This window comes from Caballeronia sp. LZ003 (assembly GCF_031451465.1).
GTDB lineage: Bacteria > Pseudomonadota > Gammaproteobacteria > Burkholderiales > Burkholderiaceae > Caballeronia.
This window is the reverse complement of sequence record NZ_JARUXJ010000001.1, coordinates 1343245-1365632: the sequence shown is the minus strand read 5'-3', so window position 1 is coordinate 1365632 and position 22388 is coordinate 1343245. Positions and strand designations below refer to the sequence as shown.

Annotated in this window: 20 protein-coding genes; 8 read left to right on the top strand and 12 right to left on the bottom strand. The window is 62.2% G+C overall.

What is annotated here, in order from left to right; translation table 11 throughout:
- Positions 1 to 385 precede the first annotated feature (385 nt).
- The gene (glgX, locus tag QCE79_RS05900; RefSeq protein ID WP_250492328.1) at positions 386 to 2596 is read right to left on the bottom strand and encodes a glycogen debranching protein GlgX; all 2211 of its coding nucleotides are present in this window, start codon (positions 2594 to 2596) and stop codon (positions 386 to 388) included.
- A gap of 221 nt (positions 2597 to 2817) precedes the next feature.
- Here glgX and QCE79_RS05895 point away from each other — a divergent pair, with 221 nt between their 5' ends.
- From QCE79_RS05895 to QCE79_RS05880, 4 genes are all read left to right on the top strand, one after another.
- Entirely contained in the window at positions 2818 to 4206 is a 1389-nt protein-coding gene (locus tag QCE79_RS05895) for a DUF2252 domain-containing protein (protein WP_309842624.1), read from the top strand.
- Between the two features lie 172 nt (positions 4207 to 4378).
- Positions 4379 to 4822: a large conductance mechanosensitive channel protein MscL gene (gene mscL / locus QCE79_RS05890; RefSeq protein WP_244825286.1), complete on the top strand. Its 444-nt coding sequence runs from the start codon at positions 4379 to 4381 to the stop codon at positions 4820 to 4822.
- Positions 4823 to 5140: 318 nt separating this feature from the next.
- A complete protein-coding gene (locus tag QCE79_RS05885; protein ID WP_244825287.1) occupies positions 5141 to 5632 on the top strand; it encodes a hypothetical protein in 492 nt (163 codons plus the stop codon).
- 175 nt (positions 5633 to 5807) lie between these two features.
- Entirely contained in the window at positions 5808 to 6017 is a 210-nt protein-coding gene (locus QCE79_RS05880) for a dodecin (RefSeq protein WP_244825288.1), read from the top strand.
- A 73-nt stretch (positions 6018 to 6090) separates the two neighbouring features.
- Here the strand turns inward: QCE79_RS05880 and QCE79_RS05875 are convergent, their stop codons facing one another.
- From QCE79_RS05875 to QCE79_RS05860, 4 genes are all read right to left on the bottom strand, one after another.
- Complete coding sequence (locus tag QCE79_RS05875; RefSeq protein WP_244825289.1) at positions 6091 to 7176, bottom strand: BMP family ABC transporter substrate-binding protein; 1086 nt, start codon at positions 7174 to 7176, stop codon at positions 6091 to 6093.
- 156 nt (positions 7177 to 7332) lie between these two features.
- On the bottom strand, positions 7333 to 8262 hold the full coding sequence (locus QCE79_RS05870) for an ABC transporter permease (RefSeq protein ID WP_244825290.1): 930 nt from the start codon (positions 8260 to 8262) through the stop codon (positions 7333 to 7335).
- Positions 8263 to 8275: 13 nt separating this feature from the next.
- On the bottom strand, positions 8276 to 9382 hold the full coding sequence (locus QCE79_RS05865) for an ABC transporter permease (RefSeq protein ID WP_244825291.1): 1107 nt from the start codon (positions 9380 to 9382) through the stop codon (positions 8276 to 8278).
- Positions 9383 to 9384: 2 nt separating this feature from the next.
- On the bottom strand, positions 9385 to 10956 hold the full coding sequence (locus tag QCE79_RS05860; protein ID WP_250509068.1) for an ABC transporter ATP-binding protein: 1572 nt from the start codon (positions 10954 to 10956) through the stop codon (positions 9385 to 9387).
- Between the two features lie 280 nt (positions 10957 to 11236).
- Here QCE79_RS05860 and QCE79_RS05855 point away from each other — a divergent pair, with 280 nt between their 5' ends.
- Entirely contained in the window at positions 11237 to 12169 is a 933-nt protein-coding gene (locus QCE79_RS05855) for a LysR substrate-binding domain-containing protein (RefSeq protein ID WP_244825293.1), read from the top strand.
- Between the two features lie 69 nt (positions 12170 to 12238).
- Here QCE79_RS05855 and QCE79_RS05850 read toward each other — a convergent pair whose 3' ends face one another.
- Positions 12239 to 13606 (bottom strand): 8-oxoguanine deaminase, encoded by a 1368-nt coding sequence (locus QCE79_RS05850; RefSeq protein WP_309842617.1) that lies wholly within the window; start codon positions 13604 to 13606, stop codon positions 12239 to 12241.
- Positions 13607 to 14092: 486 nt separating this feature from the next.
- Between QCE79_RS05850 and uraH the strand changes: the two genes are divergently transcribed.
- The 3 genes from uraH (at position 14093) to QCE79_RS05835 (ending at position 16804) form a co-directional block, all read left to right on the top strand.
- Positions 14093 to 14446 carry a hydroxyisourate hydrolase gene (gene uraH / locus QCE79_RS05845; protein ID WP_244825295.1) on the top strand — a complete coding sequence of 118 codons (354 nt, stop codon included), beginning with the start codon at positions 14093 to 14095 and terminating at the stop codon, positions 14444 to 14446.
- Positions 14447 to 14565: 119 nt separating this feature from the next.
- Positions 14566 to 15759 (top strand): urate hydroxylase PuuD, encoded by a 1194-nt coding sequence (locus QCE79_RS05840; RefSeq protein ID WP_244825296.1) that lies wholly within the window; start codon positions 14566 to 14568, stop codon positions 15757 to 15759.
- A gap of 283 nt (positions 15760 to 16042) precedes the next feature.
- Complete coding sequence (locus QCE79_RS05835) at positions 16043 to 16804, top strand: SDR family oxidoreductase (RefSeq protein WP_309842613.1); 762 nt, start codon at positions 16043 to 16045, stop codon at positions 16802 to 16804.
- Between the two features lie 90 nt (positions 16805 to 16894).
- On the opposite strand, the gene ltaE is transcribed toward QCE79_RS05835, so the two are convergent.
- The 6 genes from ltaE to QCE79_RS05805 all read right to left on the bottom strand — a co-directional run bounded on the left by ltaE (position 16895) and on the right by QCE79_RS05805 (position 21920).
- Positions 16895 to 17902, bottom strand: coding sequence for a low-specificity L-threonine aldolase (gene ltaE / locus QCE79_RS05830; RefSeq protein WP_250525885.1), 1008 nt, complete (start codon positions 17900 to 17902; stop codon positions 16895 to 16897).
- Between the two features lie 126 nt (positions 17903 to 18028).
- On the bottom strand, positions 18029 to 18529 hold the full coding sequence (locus tag QCE79_RS05825; RefSeq protein WP_244828042.1) for an ureidoglycolate lyase: 501 nt from the start codon (positions 18527 to 18529) through the stop codon (positions 18029 to 18031).
- Positions 18529 to 19539, bottom strand: a complete 1011-nt coding sequence (gene alc / locus QCE79_RS05820) for an allantoicase (RefSeq protein ID WP_244825299.1) — start codon at positions 19537 to 19539, stop codon at positions 18529 to 18531. The genes QCE79_RS05825 and alc overlap by 1 nt, the downstream gene beginning before the upstream one ends.
- 34 nt (positions 19540 to 19573) lie before the next feature.
- On the bottom strand, positions 19574 to 20095 hold the full coding sequence (gene uraD / locus QCE79_RS05815; RefSeq protein ID WP_250464918.1) for a 2-oxo-4-hydroxy-4-carboxy-5-ureidoimidazoline decarboxylase: 522 nt from the start codon (positions 20093 to 20095) through the stop codon (positions 19574 to 19576).
- On the bottom strand, positions 20092 to 21039 hold the full coding sequence (puuE, locus tag QCE79_RS05810; RefSeq protein WP_244825301.1) for an allantoinase PuuE: 948 nt from the start codon (positions 21037 to 21039) through the stop codon (positions 20092 to 20094). The genes uraD and puuE overlap by 4 nt, the downstream gene beginning before the upstream one ends.
- Before the next feature lie 146 nt (positions 21040 to 21185).
- Positions 21186 to 21920, bottom strand: coding sequence for an aspartate/glutamate racemase family protein (locus QCE79_RS05805; RefSeq protein WP_309842606.1), 735 nt, complete (start codon positions 21918 to 21920; stop codon positions 21186 to 21188).
- Positions 21921 to 22388: the final 468 nt, after the last annotated feature.

The window sequence follows — 22388 nt, the reverse complement described above, 5'->3', positions numbered from 1 at the left end:
TCGAGCATTAGCAGCTATGGAGACCGACCCAGTCCGGCACATCGACGAGTGTTGCTGCCATAAGCCCGCGCAAAAGCTCAATCCATCAGGGACGCAAAAGGCTCACCCCCCGCCACCCAAAAACCGCAATAACGCCCACAAGAACTTGAAGAACCCAACCACGAATTCCCAAATGCGTTCGAGCTGATCCCACGTTGCAACGCGCATCAACGCTTGCAGCATCATGCGCCAAGCGTCGCGCGAAGTCTTTCATGCAACCGCACAGGGAAAAAGAAGCGAAATGGCATGGTTAAAAAAAGAGGCGGCTCGCCGCCGCCTCGTCGTCATCGAGGGAACTGCATGATAACCGCTTGCGTCCGGTCACTACGCAAGGTCATCTCATTCCTCACGCGGCCGGCTTGTCTTCCGGCGCATCGGGCGGCACGTCATCCGTCAGCGCTTCTTCCAGTCGCTTGAAGATTCGCCGCGTCGCGCCGCGCGCATGCAAGGCCAACAGCAGCAGCGAACGCCCCGTCACCTGATACACGTTGCCCGAGTCGAAATCTTCCAGTTCCTCGCGAATCGGCGCGTTCGTATCGATGAGGCAACTCCACTGATCTGAGCCCGGGATATCAGGCAGCTTGAAATCCACGACATCGTGATATGAATTGACGATAAGCAGCAACGTCGCATCGGATGCCGGTTTGCGAATGCCCGTCGCCTGCGCGCGACCGTCGAGCACCATGCCGAAGCAGCGCATGTTCGGGTCGCCCCATTGCTCGTCCGACAGTTCCTGGCCGTCCGGACTAAGCCACTTAACGTCCGCGACTTCGAGATCCTGGCGATACTCGCCCGTCAGGAAGCGCTGACGCCGCAGCACGGGCAGCGTATGACGCAAGGTCGTCAATTTGCGGACGAACTCGGTAAGCGCGCGACCTTCGTCGTCGATATCCCAGTTCACCCAGCTGATATCGTCGTCCTGACAATACGCGTTGTTGTTACCCTCTTGCGTGCGGCCGAATTCGTCGCCGGCCAGGATCATCGGCGTGCCCTGCGAGAACAGGAGCGTCGCGAGCAGATTGCGCTTCTGGCGCTCGCGCAGCGCGCGAATCTCGGGATCGTCGGTCGGACCTTCCACGCCGCAGTTCCACGACTTGTTGTCCGAATGGCCGTCCTTGTTGTCTTCGCCGTTCGCGTCGTTATGCTTGTCGTTATAGGAGACGAGATCGTTGAGCGTAAAGCCGTCGTGCGCCGTGATGAAGTTCACGCTCGCCCACGGACGGCGTCCGCGCTTGTTGAACTTGTCGCCCGACGCGGTCATGCGCGTGGCGAGTTCTGGCGCTTCGCCTTCGTCGCCCTTCCAGAAACCGCGCACGGTATCGCGATAACGGTCGTTCCATTCCGCCCAGCCCGGCGGGAAACCGCCGACCTGATAGCCGCCCGGACCGCAATCCCACGGCTCCGCAATTAGCTTCACGGTCGCGAGGATAGGGTCCTGACGGCAGCTGTCGAGGAACCCGCCGCCTTCGTCGAATCCATAGGTCTCGCGTCCGAGAATGGTGGCGAGGTCGAAGCGGAAGCCATCGACGTTCATTTCCGTCACCCAGTAACGCAGGCTGTCGGTGACCATCTGCAAGACGCGCGGATGCGAAAGATTGAGCGTGTTGCCCGTGCCCGTATCGTTGATGTAGTAACGCGGCTCGTCCGGCATCAGCCGATAGTACGACGCGTTGTCGATACCCCGGAACGACAGCGTCGGCCCGCGTTCGTTGCCTTCGGCGGTGTGGTTGTAAACCACGTCGAGGATCACTTCTAGGCCGGCTTCGTGCAGGCGGTCGACCATCTCCTTGAACTCCGCGATCGCACCCGAACCGCGCGCAAAGAAGCGCGGATCGGCAGCGAAAAAGCCGATGGTGTTGTAGCCCCAGTAGTTCGTGAGTCCCTTGTCGAGCAGGTAGCTGTCGTTGACGAACGCCTGGATCGGCATCAGTTCGACGGACGTTACGCCCAGACTCTTGATGTAATCGACGATTTCCTTCTGGCCGAGCCCTTCGAACGTGCCGCGCATATGCTCGGGAATCGCCGGATGGCGTTTCGTGAAGCCGCGCACGTGGGTCTCGTAGAAGATCGTGTGTTCCCAAGGCACGCGGCCACGTGTCGGGTGCGTCCACGAGAACGTCTGATCGACGACCTGGCACTTCTGCATGAAGGGCGCGCTGTCGCGTTCGTCGAAGGTGAGATCGTCGCCTTCCGCGTTGAGCGTATAGCCGAACACGGCGGGGTCCCACTTTAGTTCGCCAACGTGCGCCTTGGCATACGGGTCGAGCAGCAGCTTGTTCGGATTGAAGCGGTGACCCGCTTCGGGCTCGTACGGTCCGTGCACGCGATAACCATAGACCGCGCCGGGCGCCAGGTCGTTGATGTAGACATGCCAGACTTCGTCGGTATATTCGGGTAATTCGATGCGATGCGTCTCCTGCTCGCCCTTTTCGTCGAAGAGGCACAGCTCGACTTTGGTGGCGTGGGCGGAAAACAGCGCGAAGTTGACGCCTTTTCCGTCCCAGGTCGCGCCGAGCGGAAAGGGAGAGCCCTCGGCAATGCGGAGTTCGTTCGGCATGAGATGATGAGTTCGAATAGAGTGACGCGTAAAGCGTCGGGATGATGTGTCGCGTTGGGCGATTCCAGCGGACATGAGTGAGCACATCGCGTGCCCACGCGCACGCAGGCTCCTCCGGCGTGATGCTTGCTTCGGCGCAAGATTAGATCGACACGCCGACCGAGTGAGTGGGCGTGCCTTGTAAAAACTATCGGCGCGTAAGCGTCTGAAGGAGAATTCGCTTGCCCACGCGCCCGAACTCCTTGGCATCGACATCATCCGATACGCTTGGCACGGCCGAGGAAAGCCGCGCCAAGGGCCGCGCGCTGCGCGACGCCGTGCCCTTCGAAGCCCATGCGGACTGGCAGCCCGAAGCCAACCGGCCGAACCCCGTCGAGCGCGTGCTCGCCGTCAACGCCGGCCGCCAGGAGCGGCTCATCCCGCTGCGCATGGCGCGCATGGCCGAGTCGCCGTTCGCGTTCCTGCGCGGGTCGGCCACGGTCATGGCCTGGGATCTGGCGAAGTCGCCCTCTATCGGGCACAACGTGATCATCGACGGCGACGCGCACATCAATAACTTCGGACTCTTTCGCACGCCGCGTCAGGACGTGGTGTTCGACCTCAACGATTTCGACGAAACGCTCGTCGGTCCGTGGGAGTGGGACCTGAAGCGCCTCACCGCGAGCATCAACGTGGCGGCGCGCGAAAATGGCGTTGATGCGAGCGGTCGCGAGCGCGCGGTGCGTTCGGCATGCGCGGCGTATCGCACGTCCATGGCTTCGCTCTGGCAGGTGAGCCCCTACGATCTCTGGCAAATGCGTTCATACGCAAGCGCCCTCCACATCGACGCGCCGACCAGGCTCAATGCCAGCGAGAAGGAAACCATCACTAAAACGGTCGAGCGCGCGATGAAGCGTTCGCACGCGACCATGCTCGCCAAGGTCGCCGAACCCGCTGGCAAAAGCTGGCGCTTCAAGGTCGATCCGCCGATTCTCACGCGCCTCGACGCCGCCGAAAAGAATCATGTGGTCGATGGCCTGAAGCCGTATCTGCAAACCATCGCGGGCGAATGGCGCATCATGCTGGAACGCTACGAAGTCGCCGATGTGGCGCATCGCGTGGTGGGCGTCGGCAGTGTCGGCACGCGCGCCTACCTCGTGCTCATGCTCGGCCGGGCGCTCGGCGACCCGCTGTTCATCCAGGTGAAGGAAGGCATCGTGCCGGCCGCCGCGCCCTTCGTCGCGCCGCTTGACGAGACGCAGCAGCATCAGGGGCGTCGCGTCGTGCAAGGGCAAAGGCTCATGCAGAGTTCGTCGGATGCGCTGCTTGGCTGGACGACCATCGCCGGGCGCGATTTCTACGTACGCCAGATGAAGCAAATTCGCGGCTCCATTCCGGTCGACTGGCTGCATGGCGCGACCTTCGATTTCTACGCGTGGTGTCTCGGCCTTCTGCTCGCTCGCGCGCACGCCCGCACGGGCGACGCCGCGCTGATCACGGGCTATTGCGGCACCTCCGACAAGTTCGACGCCGCCTATGCAAGCTGGGCCGAACGCTACGGCGCACAGACCGTCGCGGATCACGCGGCATTCTGCGCGGCTATCAGCGTTGGTCACGTGAGCACGACCTGAAAGGCATGTCCCGCGCGCCGCGCGCACGTTCATCGAGCGAATTGACTATCATGCTCGTGTCTCTAGACGAAGCGCGCGCCTTATGGCGTTTCGTCTGTGGATCAATGGCATAGCCCTTGCTGCCGCTTTTAGCTCGCAAAAAATGTCTCACACCAACCGGAGGAAGCCGCGCATGAGCATGATCGACGAATTCAAGAACTTCGCCCTCAAAGGCAACGTGATGGACCTCGCCGTTGGTGTGATCATCGGCGGCGCTTTCTCGACGATAGTCAACTCCGTCGTGAAGGATCTGATCATGCCGGTGGTCGGTCTGGCCACGGGCGGGCTCGACTTCTCGAACCTTTTCATACGTCTGGGGCAGATACCGCCCAGCTATAAAGGCAATCCCGATTCGTATAAAGACTTGCAGACCGCGGGTGTCGCGGTGTTCGGCTACGGTTCGTTCATTACCGTGCTGATCAACTTCATCATCCTTGCGTTCATCATCTTTCTGATGGTCAAGTTCATCAACAATTTGCGCAAGCCCACCGAAGCGCCGCCGCCGCCCGCCGCCACGCCGGAAGACGTGTTGCTGCTGCGCGAGATCCGCGACGAGCTGAAACGGCCGCGCGTCTGATTCGATCACGGCCGCAAGCCGGGTTTGTCGAGCGCGTGAGCGCATTGCATTCGGGCGCACCCACCCGTCAATTGGTGCGCCCCCCCGCTTTTTTCTTTCTTTAGGCTGTTCGACAGGGCAGCAGCGGGACTATTATTGAGATAGATGCTCAGAGGGATGCCAGCGGGCCGCCAAACGGTCATCGGCATGATTCGTGCGCCACGGGTGTGCACCGGTAGCAGAACCCGGCGTGCATTCAAGTTTGCGAATCACCGTGACCGGATCACATCGATGCGCTATAAAAGATCGACGTGCGGCACGCAAGACGGGAGTGGCCGCATGAGGACGCTGCGTTTCTTGCAAATCTTTTTCAGGCGAGTTTTTATGTCCTTCCCGAAAAAGCGTAAACGTGTGAAAGCTGATGGCGACGAGTCTTTCCTCGCCGTGGTGCGGCATTTCAAGCCGTTCGGTCAGCTCGATACGAAAATTGCACGCGCTCGCGCGCAGGACGAGCCTGTGCTCTACGCGCATGTGCTGCCAGGGCTCGATGTCCTGCTATGCAGCGTGCGCGGCGCTCAACCGCCCTATCCCGCCATCGACGAACTGCACAGGCGCTGCGTGGAGTCGATCACGAATGCGCTCGAACAGCCGCTCGACGGTCTGGAGAACGGCGGCTACTGGTACGAGGCGAACGGCTTCGGCTTCCTCGTGTTTGCAAGCCGCGCTCGCACGCAAATCTTGAGCGAATTCGGCGCGACCGTTTCGGCGCGCAGGCGGCGCGGCGCGCGTCGTCAGGATGCGGGCGACGCCGCATCGCGTCCGCTGCGCTGATCCCCCGGCTGAATTCCTTCGATGTTTTCCCCCGCGCCTCGCTCTTTCGCGAGGCGCGCGTCTTTCATGCGTCGGCTGTGTGTTGGCGCACGCCTTGCTGCATCGACACCGCGAGTATTTCGCATTGCACCCGTTCGCCCCGAGCGATCGCCATGCTTTTCACAAGGAGAACATCATGACGGAACACGTCTACAAGCAGATCGAACTCACCGGCTCGTCGCAGGAATCGAGCGATGACGCCGTGCGCGTCGCACTGTCGAAGGCATCGAAGACGCTGCGCAACATTCACTGGTTCGAAGTGACGGAAACGCGCGGACATGTCGAAGACGGCAAGATCCAGCACTGGCAGGTAACGATCAAGGTCGGCTTGCGTATCGAAGACTGATTGCTTCAATTAAAAACCGCGCGTCGTGGCAGCACGACGCGCGGTTTTTCGTTTCGCAGCCTGCTCGCGAGGCTTACTTCGGCAATGAGCCGTCCACACCTTCCACGTACCAGTTGATACGCTGCATTTCCGGGTCGGTCAGCGTCTTGCCGGCCGGCACCTTTTCCGCGCCCGACTGATCCTTGATCGGACCCGTGAACACATCCCACTTGCCCGAGTGCAGATCGTCACGCTTCGCCGACACGGCTTGCATGGCCTTCGGCGGAATCGCGCTGCTGTTCAGGTCTTCGAGGTCCACGGCCTTCTGCGGCATGCCGAGCCACACCGGGTCGTTCTTCCACTTGCCATCGAGCACTTGCTGAATGACCGCGTTGTAGTACACGCCCCAGTGCGCGACCACCGAACCCAAATGCGCGTTTGGGCCGAACTTCTTCATGTTCGAATCCCAGCCGAAGGCGAACACGTGCTTCTCGTTCGCGGTGTTGAGCGTGGCGTTCGAGTCGGTGTTCTGCAAGAGCACGTCCGCGCCCTGACCGATCAGCGTTTCGGCAGCCTGCTTTTCCTTGCCCGGATCGAACCAGCTGTTGATCCAGATGACCTTCGTGTGGACCTTCGGATTCACCGAACGCGCGCCCATCGTGAACGCGTTGATGTTGCGGACCACTTCGGGAATCGGCACCGATGCCACGAAGCCCAACGTATTGCTCTTCGTCACATAACCGGCGGCGACGCCTGCCAAGTACGCGCCTTGATACATCCGCACGTCATATGTGCCGAAGTTTTTGGCCTTCTTGAAGCCGGTGGCCGTGAGGAAAATCGTGTCCGGGAAATCCTTCGCCACCTTCAACTGGAAGTCCTGATAGCCGAAGCTCGTGCCGAAGATGACCTTGTTGCCCTTGTTTGCCAGATCGCGGAACACGCGCTCCGAGTCGGCGGATTCCGGCACGTTTTCCACGCGCGTGATCTTGATCTTGTCGCCGAACTTCGCTTCGGCTTCCTTGCTGCCCGCGTCGTGCGCGAAGGTCCAGCCTGCATCGCCCGGATTGCCGAGATAGACGAACGCGACGCCCGGTGCATCCGCCGCTTGCGCGCTCGCCGTCGCGAGCGTGGCGGACAAAGCGACGGTTGCCGCGATTGCCTTCAGCCATGGTTTATTCATTGTGTTTCTCCTGGTCGATGTTGTTTGATGAGCCACGAAATGGAAAACGACGTGCGCCAGTTTCGTCGGAAAAAAATCGCAACGGAACCGTCTGACGGCGCGCGTGCTGCCTCCCTGCAACAGCGGAGAACCGCGCGCGCGTTGCCAAATCCACGTTCAGCTTGCCGCGAAGAACGGCTTGCCAAGCGATGCGGGCGCGTTCAGCTTGATGGTGTTCGGATTGCGCGAGATCAGCACCAGCACGACGATGGTCGCGATATACGGCAGCATCGCGAGAAACTGCGTCGGCACCGGCACGCCGATGGCCTGCGCGTAGAACTGCAGCGCCATCACGGCGCCGAACAAGAGCGCGCCGATCAAAAGACGCCCTGGCCGCCACGTGGCGAACACGACGAGCGCGAGTGCAATCCAGCCGCGTCCGGACGTGAGCTGCTCCTGCCAGACGTGCAAATAGACGATGGAGTAATAGCCGCCCGCGATACCGGCCATCGCGCCGCCGAAGAGCGTTGCGCCGTAGCGCACGCCGACCACGGGAAAGCCCACCGAGTGCGCGACCGAAGGCGATTCGCCGACCGAGCGCAGCACGAGCCCCGCACGCGTCTTGTAAAGAAACCAGCCGATCACGCCAAACATGATGAACGCAAGATAGCCGAGCGGCGTAAGCGAGAAGATAGCCGGGCCGAGCACGGGAATGCTGGCAAGACCCGGAATCGGCATCACGTCGATGCTCGCGCGCACTGCCGCCGACGTGTACGGCTTGCCCACGTAGGCCGAAAAGCCGATGCCGAAGATCGTCAGCGAAAGGCCGGTGGCGACTTGATTCGCAAGCATGGTGATGGTGAGAAAGCCGAACAGCAGCGCCATCGCGATGCCCGCGAAAATCGACGCGACGATGCCGAGCCACGGATTACCCGTGATCGATGTCACCGCGTAGCCGGTGACGGCGCCCATCAGCATCATTCCCTCGACGCCCAGATTGAGCACGCCGGACTTTTCCGCGACGAGTTCGCCCGCGCCCGCGAACATCAGCGGAATGGCCGCGACGACCGCGCTCGAGGCGAGATTGCTGGCTTGATTGATATCCATGTCGTAGGTCTCGTCAGGAAGCGTGATGCGCGATCGCGCGGCGCCGGATGCGGTAATTGACGAACAGGTCGCAACCGAGGAGGCAAAAGAGCAGCAAGCCCTGGAAGACACCCGCAAGCGCCTGCGGCAGTTGCAGCGAGGTCTGCACCGCTTCGCCGCCGAGGTAGAGCAGCGCCATCAGGAGACTTGCGAGCACGATGCCCACCGGATGCAGCCGTCCCACGAACACGACGATGATCGCCGTGAAGCCGTATCCCGGCGACCAGCCCGCCTGCAATTGCCCGATAGGCCCGGCCACTTCGCCCATGCCCGCGAGCCCGGCGAGGCCGCCCGAGAGCAGGAGCGAGGTCCAGATGGTCTTCTTGTCCGAGAAACCGGCGTAGCGCGCGGCGAGCGGCGCAAGACCGCCCACGTTCATGCGAAAGCCCGCGAAACTCTTGCGCATGAAAACCCACACGAGCGGCACCGCGATGGCCGTGAGAAACACCGACGCGTTGATACGCGTGCCCTTGAGCCACGTCCAGTGCCAGTCGCCGTAGAGACGCGGGAAGAGCGCGTCGTCGCCGAACATCGCCGAGATGGGGAAGTTCATGCCTTCGGGGTCGCGCCACGGGCCGCTCACGAGATAGATCAGCAACTGCGTGGCGACGTAGGTGAGCATGAGGCTCGTCAGAATCTCGTTGGTGTTGAAGCGGCTCTTGAGCAGCGCGGGAATCGCCGCCCAGAGCATGCCGCCCACGACGCCGCCGAGCATCATCAAGGGCAGCGTCCACCAGCCGGAGGTATCGCCGACATGGATGGCGATGCCGCCCGCGACGATGCCGCCGAGAAGCATCTGCCCTTCCGCGCCGATATTCCACACGTTCGCGCGATAACCGACCGCAAGCCCGAGCCCGATCAGGCACAAGGGCGACGCCTTCAGCACGAGCTCCGACCAGCCGTTCACGTTCGAAAGCGGTTCGACGAAGAACGCGTGCATCGCGCGCAGCGGGTCCTGCCCGACGAGACTGAAAATCAGGAAGCCGATGACGAGCGTCGCCACCGCGGCGACCACGGGCACGGCGAGCTGCATGGCGCGCGACGGTGTCGGGCGCGCTTCGAGTCGATAAGGGAAGATCATCTTTACTTGCTCAATGAGTCGAGTTCGGCTGCGGGCGCGCGCTTTCCGTCGAACAGTCCGGCCATGAACAGGCCGACTTCCTCCGCGTTGGTTTCGCGCGTCTTGCGCACCGGCGACAGCTTGCCGCGCGCGATCACGGCGAGCCGGTCGCAGATGTCGAACAGTTCTTCCAGTTCCTCGGAGATCACGAGAATGGCGACGCCGCGCGCCGCGAGATCGAGCAACTGCTGGCGGATGAAGCCCGCCGCGCCGACATCGACGCCCCAGGTCGGCTGGGCGACGACGAGCACCTTCGGCTCCTGAAGAATCTCGCGGCCGACGATGAACTTCTGCAAATTGCCGCCCGACAGACTTTGCGCGAACGCGCCGCTGCCGCCGCAACGCACGTCGAAGGCCTTGATGCAGCGATCGGCAAAGCTCTTGACCGCGCGCGAGTTGACCCAGCCGCCGCGCACCATGCTCTGGCGGTGCGCGGTGAGCAAGCCATTCTCGGCAAGCGACATGGCCGGAACCGCGCCGCGCCCGAGCCGCTCTTCCGGCACGAACGCAAAGCCCAGACGCCGCCGCGCGCCCGCGGACAGCCGCGCGGCTGGCGTGCCACAGATCGACACGGCGTCCGTTGCGACATGGGAATCGCGAATCTCGCCCGAGAGCGACGCGAGCAATTCCGCCTGACCGTTCCCCGACACGCCCGCGATCCCGAAAATCTCGCCCGCCTGCACGACAAAGGAGACGTTTTCGAGCGACGTGCCGAACGGATCGGGACTCGCCACCGAAAGGTTCTTCACCGCGAGCCGGACATCGCCCGGCGTGTGTTGGCGACGCTGATAATCCGGCAGCGAATGGCCGACCATCAATTGCGCGAGCGAGGCATCCGTTTCGTTGCGCGGATCGACATTGCCGGTCACGCGGCCGCCGCGCATCACGGTGGCGTTCTCGCAGAGCGCGCGAATTTCGTCGAGCTTGTGACTGATGTAGAGAATGCTGCACCCTTCCGCCGCGAGCCGTCGCAACACGGTGAAGAGCTTCTTGACCGCTTGCGGCGTCAGCACCGAAGTCGGCTCGTCCATGATGAGCAAGCGCGGGTTCTGCAGAAGACAGCGCACGATCTCCACGCGCTGACGTTCGCCGACGGTGAGACTGTGAACGTGACGTTGCGGATCGACATCGAGCCCGTAGTCCGCCGACACATCGCGAATACGCTTGGACAGCGCTTTCATGTCGAACTTGTCGTCGAGCGCGAGCGCGATGTTTTCGCCAACGGTCAGCGTCTCGAACAGCGAGAAGTGCTGGAACACCATGCCGATGCCGAGCTTGCGCGCCGCCGCCGGACTGCCGATTTCGACGACTTCGCCCTGCCAGCGAATCTCGCCTTCATCCGGACGCACCGCGCCATAGATGATTTTCATCAGCGTGGACTTGCCCGCGCCGTTCTCGCCGAGCACCGCGTGAATCTCGCCTGGCTTCACGATGAGGTTCACGCCGTCGTTGGCCTTGACGGACGGGTACTGCTTGCTGATGCCGGATAGCGCCAGGCGCGGTGGCGTATCCGTAGGGGTGATGGCGTTGCCCATGAGTTCACGGAGTGCGCCCGGCCACCGGCAGGCCGAGCTGGAAGAAAAGGACCGCAGACGGGTCTTGTGACACAAAGGTGTCGCATCAAACCATACCGCGGGCAGAATTTACAGAATTCGCGACACGAAGTCGATCTCTCAAAATTCGATGCAATGCGCCGCTCTCCCAGTCTTTGCGGGTAAGCCACACCTTGACGTAATCTCTCCGTCATATTAAAAATGATATGCAACACCCTACGAACGATCAGCCAGAACATATACTGGCTATAGCGGAGATAACATGAGTCAGCAGCGCGAGGCGATCGATACATACTTATTGCGCGTCTTGCACACTTTGCTGATGGAACGCAGCGTCACCCGTGCGGCCGTCAAGCTCAATCAGTCGCAACCTGCCATCAGCGCGGCGCTCAGGCGTCTGCGCGACATCACCGGAGATCCGCTGCTCGTGCGCGGCAAGTCCGGGATGGTGCCCACCGAATACGGTCTACGCTTGCTCGAACCCACGCAGAATGCCTTGCGCGAGATCGAGCGAATCAAGGTGCAGCAGCATAATTTCGACCCTTCCACGTCGGTGCGGTGTTATCGCATCGGCTGTCCCGACTATCTGAACGTTCTGTTCGTGCCGACGGTTGTCGAGCGCTTTCGGCAGGCCGCGCCCAATGCAACGCTCGAATTCCATTCGCTCGGACCCGCGTTCGATTACGAACTCGCGCTGGAAGACGGCAAGCTCGATATCGTCGTCGGCAACTGGCCCGAACCGCCGGAGCAATTGCATCTGTCGAATCTGTTCGTCGACAAGATCGTGTGTCTCGTCAGCAATCAACATCCGTTCGCCAAGCGCGGCGGTCTCACGCTCGATCAATATCTCAACGCGCCGCATCTTGCGCCCACGCCTTATTCGGTCGGGCAGCGCGGGGCGATCGACGTGCATCTGGCGCGCGAGCGGCTCAAGCGTCATGTCGTGGTCACGCTGCCTTACTTCAATCTCGCGCCTTACGTGCTGATCAAGTCGGATCTCGTCTTCACGACTACCCGCCTCTTCGCCGATCATTACGCGAGGTTCCTGCCGCTTGCCGTCGTGCCGGCGCCGCTCGACTTTCCGCCCATGCAGTACTACCAGTTGTGGCACGAGCGCTGTCATTACTCCGATGAGGTTCGGTGGCTGCGCGGTCTCGTCGCGGAAGCAACGCGCTCGCTTATCGATCAGCCTTGAAAACGGTTCTCGCGGCTCGGAACGCGCCATCCCGGCGCATTCCGAACCGCCTTCCCGCGTCTCTAACGCCTATCCGTGGCTCACCAGTTCACCCGCGAGCCGGTTATGCCGCTCCACCACGGCGCCCAGATCCAGCGTCGTCAGGCGCCCTTCCTTCACTACGATTTTCCCGTCGATCACGCTCGTCGATACCTGCGACGGCGCGCAGAACACGAGCGCCGCCACCGGATCGTGCAGCGCGCCCGCGAACGCCGGCTGCGACAGGTCGAACGATACGAAATCGGCCGCCATGCCCGGCGCCAGCGCGCCGATGTCGTCGCGATTGAGCACCTTCGCGCCGCCGAGCGTCGCGATTTCCAGCGCTTCGCGCGCGGTCATAGCGTCAGGGCCGAAGCCGACGCGTTGCAGCAGCAACGCCTGCCGCACTTCGCCGACCATCTGCGCGCCATCGTTCGATGCCGAGCCATCCACGCCCAAACCCACGGGCACGCCCGCGTCACGCATCGCGCGAATCGGCGCAATGCCCGACGCGAGACGCATGTTCGAGCACGGACAGTGCGCGACACCCGTTCCCGTGCGCGCAAAGAGCTCGATGCCCGGCTTGTCGAGCTGAACGCAGTGCGCATGCCATACGTCGTGACCGACCCAGCCCAGGTCTTCCGCGTATTCGGCGGGCGTCATGCCGAACTTCTCGCGGCTGTACGCCACGTCGTTCACGTTCTCCGCGAGATGCGTGTGCAACGACACGCCGTATTCGCGCGCCAGCAGCGCCGAATCGCGCATCAACTCGCGGCTCACCGAAAACGGCGAGCAAGGCGCGACGACCACCCGCAGCATCGCGTAGCGGCCTTCATCGTGATACGTTTCGATCAGGCGCTGCGAGTCCTTCAGAATGGCATCTTCCTTTTCGACGACCGAATCCGGCGGCAAACCGCCGTCTTTCTGACCGACGCTCATGCTGCCGCGCGCCGCATGAAAACGCATGCCGATTTCGCGCGCCGCCTCGATGCTGTCGTCGAGCCGGCTGCCATTCGGATAGATATACAGATGATCGCTCGATGTGGTGCAACCCGAGAGCATGAGTTCGGCCATCGCGGTCTGCGTCGACACGCCGATCATCTCGGGCGTGAGATGCGCCCAGATCTTGTACAGATTCGTGAGCCAGCCGAACAGCTCGGCGTTCTGCGCGGCGGGAATGGCGCGCGTCAGGCTCTGATACATGTGGTGATGCGTATTGACGAGGCCGGGAATCACGAGATGACCGCGCATGTCGAGCACGTCGTCGGCGGTTTGCGGCAATTCGCTCGTCGGGCCAACCGCGACGATGCGATTGCCTTCGATATACAAACCGCCATCGGCGATCTCGCGGCGCGTCTCGTCCATCGTGACGAGCATTCGCGCGTTCTTCACTAGCAGACTGCGGGTTTTCGCTTGCATCTGTTTGCCTCCGAAGTTGGAATCGAAAAAGTAACTGGACCGTGTGTAAAGCCCCGGTTACCCAGCTTCGACGCCGTCTTCGGGACGCGGCATGATAAGCGCGCATCGCCACTTTCCGCAGCCAAAAATATCGCGGCAATGGCACAGCCGGCATAGTCGTCTTCAGGCCCGCAATATATTCGCGAATTTTGGCGCGGTTAGCATCGCCCGATAGCCGTGTGGAAGCGCGGCGCGGGCGTCTCGTGAAGAAGAACCAAGCTTACGCGCCGCTGTCATGCGCCGGGCATTATCTTTCTTATCGGGGCCGCACAGCGCGTCTCAAATTTCTACAATGCTGATCACGGCGCGCATCTGAAACGCCGACGGGTATGTAGCCACTGACGTGGAGCCTCGATCCGCCGCCGCCGCACCTCGGACTGAGTCCACGGTGCGGGTTTTTCGGATCGATGCGCGAGCCGGTCATCGCACAACTCAAGGAACATGCGAATGGGCAAGCTCACTACCCACGTCCTCGACACCGCGCACGGACGTCCCGGCGCGAACATCAAAGTCGAGCTCTTCGCGCTCACGAACGACACGCGGCGCGCCATCAAAACCACCCTCACCAACGACGACGGCCGCTGCGACGCCCCGCTGCTCGAAGGCGCCGAACTCGTCACGGGCGAATACGAACTCGTCTTTCATGCAGGCGATTACTTCGCCGCGTTCGGCGTCACGGTGCCCGAACCGCGCTTCGTCGATCGCGTGGTGCTGCGCTTCGGTATCGCGGATGCAGACTCGCACTATCACGTGCCGCTGCTCGTCTCGCCGTGGGCCTACAGCACGTATCGCGGCAGCTGAGCGCGAAGCCGAGCCCCAAGCGAGCGTTGAACAGAACACAACGGAACACACCAGCACATCGCGTTCGTCCCCAGACACGCTGACGATGTGCGCATAACGATTCGGTAGTGGAGGAGTAAATGGAAGGCTTTGTCACCGACTGGCTCAATCTGGCGTTGCGTTGTCTGCACGTCATCGTCGCGATCGCGTGGATCGGCGAGTCGTTTTACTTCGTGGCGCTCGACAACAGTCTCAAACCGCCGCAAGACCCCAACGCCCGCCGACGCGGCGTGTTCGGCGACTTCTGGCACGTGCACGGCGGCGGTTTCTACCACATGCAGAAGTACTCGGTCGCGCCGCAAGACATGCCGGAGAATCTGCATTGGTCGTTCTGGCCGTCCTACACCACGTGGATGTCCGGCTTCGGCTTGTTCTTCGTCTTGTATCTGCTTTCGCCGAGCACGTATCTCATCGACAAGAACGTGCTCGACATGGGACCGGTCGTGGCAGTCTCGGCCGCGCTCGGTTTCCTGATGGCCGGTTGGATCGTCTATGACACGCTGTGCCGCGTCTTCGGCAACAACGATCGGCTGCTCGGTATCTGCGTCGGCATCTATGTGCTGGTTGCCGCGTTCGTCGCGTGTCACGTGTTCGCGGGGCGCGCCGCGTATCTGATCACGGGAGCGATGCTCGCGACGATCATGTCGGCGAACGTGTTCTTCGTCATCATTCCGGGCCAGCGCAAGATGGTCGCCGCGATGCTCAAGGGCGAAACGCCCAACGCCATTTACGGCAAGCGCGGCAAGCAGCGCTCGGTGCACAACACGTATTTCACGTTGCCCGTGGTGTTCGCGATGCTGTCGAATCACTACGCGATGACCTACACGCACAAGTTCAACTGGGTTCTGCTCGTGCTCATCATGCTGGCGGGCGCGTTGATCCGTCAGTTCTTCGTGATGCGTCACCGTGGTCAGGTGCTCTGGTACATGCCGGTCGCGGGTCTCGTGCTGGTGCTCGGCGCGTTTGCGTGGACCATGCCTTCGCCGACGATTCCCGTGGCGCAAGCCGCAGGCGCACCAACGCTCAAGGTCGCCGATATCCAGCCGATCATCCAGCAGCGTTGCGCGACGTGCCACTCCGCGCATCCGACCATGATGGGCAGCGCGCCCGCCGGCGTCCTGCTCGATACATCGGCGGAGATCAAGCAGAACGCGCAGCGCGTGCATCAGCAGGCGGTCACGCTAAAGGCGATGCCGCTTGGCAACGTCACGCAGATGACGGACGCGGAACGGCAGAAGATCGCTGCGTGGTTCGACGGAGGCGCGGTGCAGTAACGCTATCGCCCCGCTCTTCGTTGTCGAGAAATAGCCCGATCGATTCGCTTCGATTGGGCTATTTGTTTTGGTGACGACTTGCCGCGGGCGCTTGAACATATCCACTCCCCTCGCGCGACCCAAGAGATGCCTTTCGTCGAAAGAGTTTTTCTAACTCGGACCGGCATTTAATCTGCTTTGCCATAGCTTCGGCGCGTGGTTAATCTTGCGTCTGTTTTCGCGGTCGCGATCGTGCCGCAATCGTCTTTGGTCCGAGTCCACCACCACTTTGAAGGTTCGCTAAATGGCTGACATCACCCAGGCGCCTGTGATTTTGATTACGGGTGGAAGCCGTGGCGTAGGCGCGGCGACTGCGCGTCTCGCTGCCGCGCACGGCTACGATGTGGCGATCAGCTTCGTGTCGAACGAATCCGCCGCGCTCGCGGTCGCGGCCGATGTCGAAGCGCTCGGCCGCGGAGCGTTGGCCGTGCGCGCCGATAGTGCAGACCCCGAGCAGGTCGCTCGGCTCTTTGCGGCGATCGACCGCGAGTTCGGCCGCATCGATGTGCTGGTCAACAACGCCGCAATGCTCGCGCGCCAGTCGCGCCTGGAAGATCTGGACTTCGAGCGGATGCAGCGCATCTTCGCGGTCAACTCCATCGGCCCTATTCTCTGCGCGCAGCAGGCGGTGAAGCGCATGTCCTACCGGCACAATGGACGCGGCGGCGTGGTGATCAACATCTCGTCGGCTTCGGCCCGGCTCGGCAGCCCGAATGAGTACGTCGACTATGCGGCGTCGAAGGGCGCCATCGAAACCTTCACGACCGGTTTTGCCAAGGAAGTCGCGCGCGATGGCATACGCGTCAACTGCATCCGCCCTGGGCACATTTACACGGACATGCATGCCAGCGGTGGCGAACCAGGACGAGTGGACCGCGTGAAAGACTCGATTCCGATGGGACGCGGCGGTCAGCCCGATGAGGTCGCGCGGGCGATTCTATGGCTGGCAAGCGCCGAGGCTTCGTTCATCACCGGCACGTTTCTCGATGTCACCGGCGGCAAGTGAGCGTTGCACTTCGTCGCATGCGTGTCGCTAGTCTCACGCGCACCGCGCGGCCGGCGCCTGACCCACTTGCCCCGCCGCGCGATCTCACGCTCAATGCGCCGCGAAGTAATCCTTCACCGCGCCGATGAACGTGTCGATGTCCTCGCGCGACACATCCCGATGCGTCACGAAGCGCGACGCATAGAGCATCTGCGTAAGGATGCCGCGTTCCTTTAGATACGCCTCCAGCGGCGCGCAATGCGCCTCCGGGATGCGTGCGAACACCATGTTCGTGGCATGCGACTGAATGCCGATGCCATCGATCTGCTTCAACCCTTCAGCGAGACGCGCGGCGTTGTCGTGATCTTCGGCGAGCGCTTCGACATGATGATCGAGCGCATAAAGACATGCCGCCGCGATCACGCCCGCCTGCCGCATGCCGCCGCCCAGCACCTTGCGCCAGCGATGCGCCACTTCGATCAACGCACGGCTTCCCACCAGCACGGAGCCGACCGGCGCGCCAAGTCCCTTCGAGCAGCAGATGGACACGGAATCGAACGGTGCCGCAAGTTCGCCCACCGGCTTGCCCGATGCCACCGCTGCATTGAAGACGCGCGCGCCATCGAGATGCGTGGCGAGTCCGCGTTCGCGCACGAGCCGGGTCGCGGCCAGCACGTATTCCGCCGGCAGCACTTTTCCGCCGATGGTGTTTTCGAGCGCAAAGAGACGCGAGCGAGCAAAGTGATCGTCGATGGGTTTGATCGCGGCGATGATCTTTTCGAGCGGCAACGAACCATCGGGCGCGTTCTCGATAGGCTGCGGCTGAATGCTGCCGAGCACGGCCGCGCCACCGCCTTCGTACTTGTACGTGTGCGCCATCTGGCCGACGATGTATTCGTCGCCGCGCGCGCAATGCGCCATCAGCGCGGCGAGGTTGCTTTGCGTGCCGCTGGGAAAGAACAGGCCCGCTTCCTTGCCGGTGCGCTCGGCGAGCGTGGCCTGAAGCTTGAGCACGGTGGGATCGTCGCCCCAGACGTCGTCGCCGGTTTCGGCGGCGGCCATGGCGGCGAGCATCGGCTGGCTCGGACGGGTGACGGTGTCGCTACGTAGATCGATCATGCGTGGTTCTCGCTTTTCGTGCGTGTCGGTGTCGGGGCGTATATCTTAGTCCCGCCGGGCGCCGCGCGAAAAAAAAGACCGGTCAAGGGCACCGGTCTTCTTGCTCCGACTGAACGCACGAATGCGTTACCGCATGGCCTCAGCGGTCAGCCAGAGCGATTCCTTCAGGTCCTGCTCGTTGAGATTGCGCCCTTCCCCGCCGCGATCGACGACGATGAAATCGCTGACCTTGTCGAGCGCGAGCAGCGGATGATGCCAGACGCCCTTCGCATAGTTCACGCCTTGCCAGCCCTTCGTGACGAACGCGCGAATCTTCGATTCGTCCAGCTCGCCCGCCGGCGCGACGACGACGAGATACGTGCGGTCGTCGAGCGGCAGGAATGCCTGGCTGCCCAGCGGATGCCGTTCCATCATCTTCACTTCGAAAGGCAGCGTGCGCGGCTGCCCGCGAAACAGATTGACGAGCGTATGGCCGCCTTCATCCGTCACATCGACGCGGCACAGATCGTGAAACCGGATCGTCGTGCCGAGGTTGATCGGAATCTCTTTCGCGCCATCGAGTTCGATGACATCGCCGAAAGGCTCGAACGCAGCGCGCGTCAACGGTTCGATAGCGAGCTTCTTCATCATGCAAGCGTTCCGAAAAGACGCAGACGCGATACGCCGCCGTCCGGGAAAATATTGAAGCGCACGTGCGTCACGGGGCCGAGCGCCGCGAGCTCCGATTCGAAGAAATGCTGCTTGTCCATCGCAAGCTTTTGCTCGCCGAGAAGGACCGGCCAGAACATCGCTTGCGTGACGAGCGAGCTGTCCGTGCCGCCCTTCACGTTGGCTGCCTGCAGCGAGCAGCGATCCGGAAAATTGCCCTTGAAGTGCGCGGTATCCACTTCGACTTTCTTGATGATGCCAGGCTGCGCCAGCGCGACGATACACCAGTCGTTGCCAGGTTCGCGGCGGCGGCGCGTTTCCCAGCCGTCGCCCATGTTGACGCCGCGGCCGGGCATCAGCAACGTGGAAGCGAGCCCGAAATGCTGGTTGTTCGTGCCGACGAGATACGCGCCGTTTTCCATCGCGGCCAGATCGAACAACTGATTGCGATCCGCGTTGCGCCAGTCGAGTTGCGGCTGACCATAAACACGCAATCGCGCGATGCCGCCATCCGGATAGACATTCACGCGCAAATGCGTGAACGGCTGCTCGACGGCCACATCCAGATAGTGATGGCTATTGCCCTGCAAGGTCGTCGACGGCACGATTTCGGTCCATTGGGTCGACTGATTCGGCGCACCGTCCGTGACATGCGCGCCTTCAATCGATGCCGCCGGCGGGAAGTTGCCCGTAAAGTGGCTCGTATCCAGATCGATGCCCTTGATCACGCCCGGACGCGCGAGCTTGACCACGCACCAGTCGTAGCCGGTCGTGCGCTTGCGGCGCGTTTCCCAGCCGTCCATCCACTTGCCGTGATCGTCGAACTTGCCGGGGATGAACACGGCGGGCTCGGGGTTCAGCATGCGTTCTTTCGGCGCGAAGAAATCGTCGCTCGCCTCCAATGCCTGCGCGCCCAGACGCGGGTCCGCGAGATTCACATAACGGCGCGTGAATTCGGGCGCGTTGGGATCGAGTGTCGGAATTGCCATTGTCTTCGTCCTTGTCTTTACGGTGAAATGCGGATCAGTGCTGGATCAGGTCGTCTAGCCTGAAACGCGCGATCCGGTAAATCTGATCGAGACTTGCGCGAAGCTCCTCGGCGCGCTCGTGCTGCACACGCTTTTCGAAGTTCGCGATGATGCCGTGGCGGTCGTAACCCCTCACGGCGAGAATGAACGGAAAGCCGAACTTCTGACCGTACTGCTGGTTCAGCGACTGCAGGCGGTCGAACTCTTCCTGCGTGCAGAGATCGAGACCCGCGCCGCTTTGCTCGCGCGTGGATTCTGCCGTCAGTTCTCCGCGCACCGCCGCCTTGCCCGCGAGTTCCGGGTGAGCGTTGATGAGCGCGAGCTGCTTCTCCTCGCCCGCCGTTTCGACGGCTTGCGACATGGTCGCGTGCAGGCTGTCGATGTCCGCGAACGGGCGCTTTGCCGCCGCGATTTCCGCGACCCACGGCGAATGTTCGAAGATGCCTGCGAGCACCGTCACGAAAGTGTCGGCGGGCATGGAGTTGAGTTGGTCGAGTGTGTATTGCATCGCCTTCATGCCGCCGTCCCGTTTGCTTGTTGATGAGGATGATGCTCGCGCCAGTGCTTCGCGATATCGACCCGCCGCGAGACCCACACGCGGTCGTGTTTCTCGATGTGATCGAGAAACTTCTGCAGGCCGCGGAAGCGCCCCGGGCGTCCGAGCAGCCGGCAGTGCATGCCGATGGAAAGCATCTTCGGCGCTTCGTCGCCCTCTTCGTACAGAACGTCGAAGGCATCGCGCAGATACGTGAAAAAGTGTTCGCCCGTATTGAAGCCTTGCGGCGTGGCGAAGCGCATGTCGTTGGTATCGAGCGTGTACGGCACGATCAGATGCGGCTTCTTCTCGCCGCCCGTGACCTCGACTTCGGTCCAGAACGGGAGGTCGTCGCCGTAATAGTCCGAGTCGTAGAGAAAGCCGCCGTATTCCGCCACCAGCCGATGCGTGTTCGGGCTATCGCGGCCCGTGTACCAGCCGAGCGGACGCACGCCGGTGACACGCTCGATGGCTTCCATGCCGAGGCGCATGTGCTCGGCTTCGCGCTCGGGCGACATGTCCTGATAGTGAATCCAGCGATAGCCGTGGCAGGCAATCTCATGCCCCAACTCGACGAAAGCCCTGGAAAGCTCCGGATGCCGCTCCATGGCCATGCCGACGCCGAAGATGGTGAGCGGCAACCCGCGCTTTTCGAATTCGCGCAGAATGCGCCACACGCCTGCGCGCGAGCCGTATTCGTAGATCGACTCCATGCTCATGTGACGCGACGGATAAGCTGCCGCGCCCACGATTTCCGACAGAAACTGCTCCGAGCCCGGATCGCCATGCAACACGCAGTTTTCGCCGCCTTCCTCGTAATTGAGCACGAACTGCACGGCGACGCGCGCGCGCCCCGGCCAGTTCGCCTGCACGGGATGGCGGCCGTAGCCGATCAGGTCGCGGGGGTAGTTCGGATCGTGTGACATGGCGAGGGATAGTGTCGATGGGCAAAAAATGCGTCGAATCAACGATTCTGCGGTGTTTCAGTGTAACGAAAAGCCCCGGACGCGCCCATACAGCGGCGCAGATAATCCGGGTCACGGCAGGTGTATGTAGATCGGCGTTTTTGCCATCAGCGCGGGCTGAAATCCGACAACACGCCGTCGTAGCGCTTGGTGAGCGGGCGGGCAAAGTCGCCGCGTTTGGCCGTATGGAGCTTGAGCGCGACGAGCGCTTCCGCCCATTTCACGGCCGCCGTCACGCCTTCCACGACCGGTGCGCCGATCGCATCCTCGACTTCGCGGCAGAACTCGGCCATGCCCGCGCAGCCGAGAACGATGGCGTCCGAGCCGTCTTCGTCGAGTGCGCGCCGGCATTCTTCGATGATCGTCTGGCGCGCGGCCGAACCGGGCTCGTCGAGTTCGAGCACGGCGACATCGGTGGCGCGCACGTTCTTGCAGAAGCGTGTCATGCCGTATCGCTCCGCAAGATGCCAGGCCATGCCGCAGGTGCGCTGCAACGTCGTCACGACCGAGAAGCCCGGTGCGATCACGCTCGCGGCATGCATGGCGGCTTCCGCGATACCGATCACCGGGCCGCGCGCAAGTTCGCGTGCTGCATACAGCGCGGGGTCGCCGAAGCAGGCGATCACATAGCCGTCGATACCCTGCCGCTCACCCGCTTCCACTTCGGCGAAAAGTCCGAGCGAGGCGACGGCTTCGTCGTAATAGCCTTCGATGGAAGGCGGGCCCATCGTCGGACTTACCGCGATGATCTCCGTGCCGGGCGCGGCGACTTCGCGGGCGCAGCGGCCCATGGCGTCGGTCATGCGCTGGGTGGTGTTGGGGTTGATCAGTTTGATGCGCATTGCGGTTCTCCTTGCTGCTTCTGGCTTGCTGCGGTTCTAAGGCTTTGCATCTTGCATCTTGCATCTTGCATGCCTTCGGATGGGATGCGGTCTTTTGCATGCCATCCGAAGGCGTATGGTCTTTTGCATGCTTCGATTGCTTCGATTGCTTCGCTCGCGGTTTCGACGCTTTGCATCTCGCGTTTTGCATGCCTTCGGTTGGCATGCGGTGTTTGCATGCCGCCCGCTGGCATCCGGCATTTGGTCCTTTAGATGCAGTCGGCCGGCATACAGTCCTCTGCATGCTTCGCTTGCTGCGCTCGCGGTTCTAAGGCTTTGCGTCTTGCGTCCTGCAGGCCTTCGGATGGCATACGGTCTTTTGCATGCCACCGAACCTGTCCGCATTTTTGTGTGCGAGGCGGTTAGCGGAGTCACCCGCGTGCGTTGGTAAAACGCTCTCCAAACAGGATGGCAAACTGGTTCATTGCG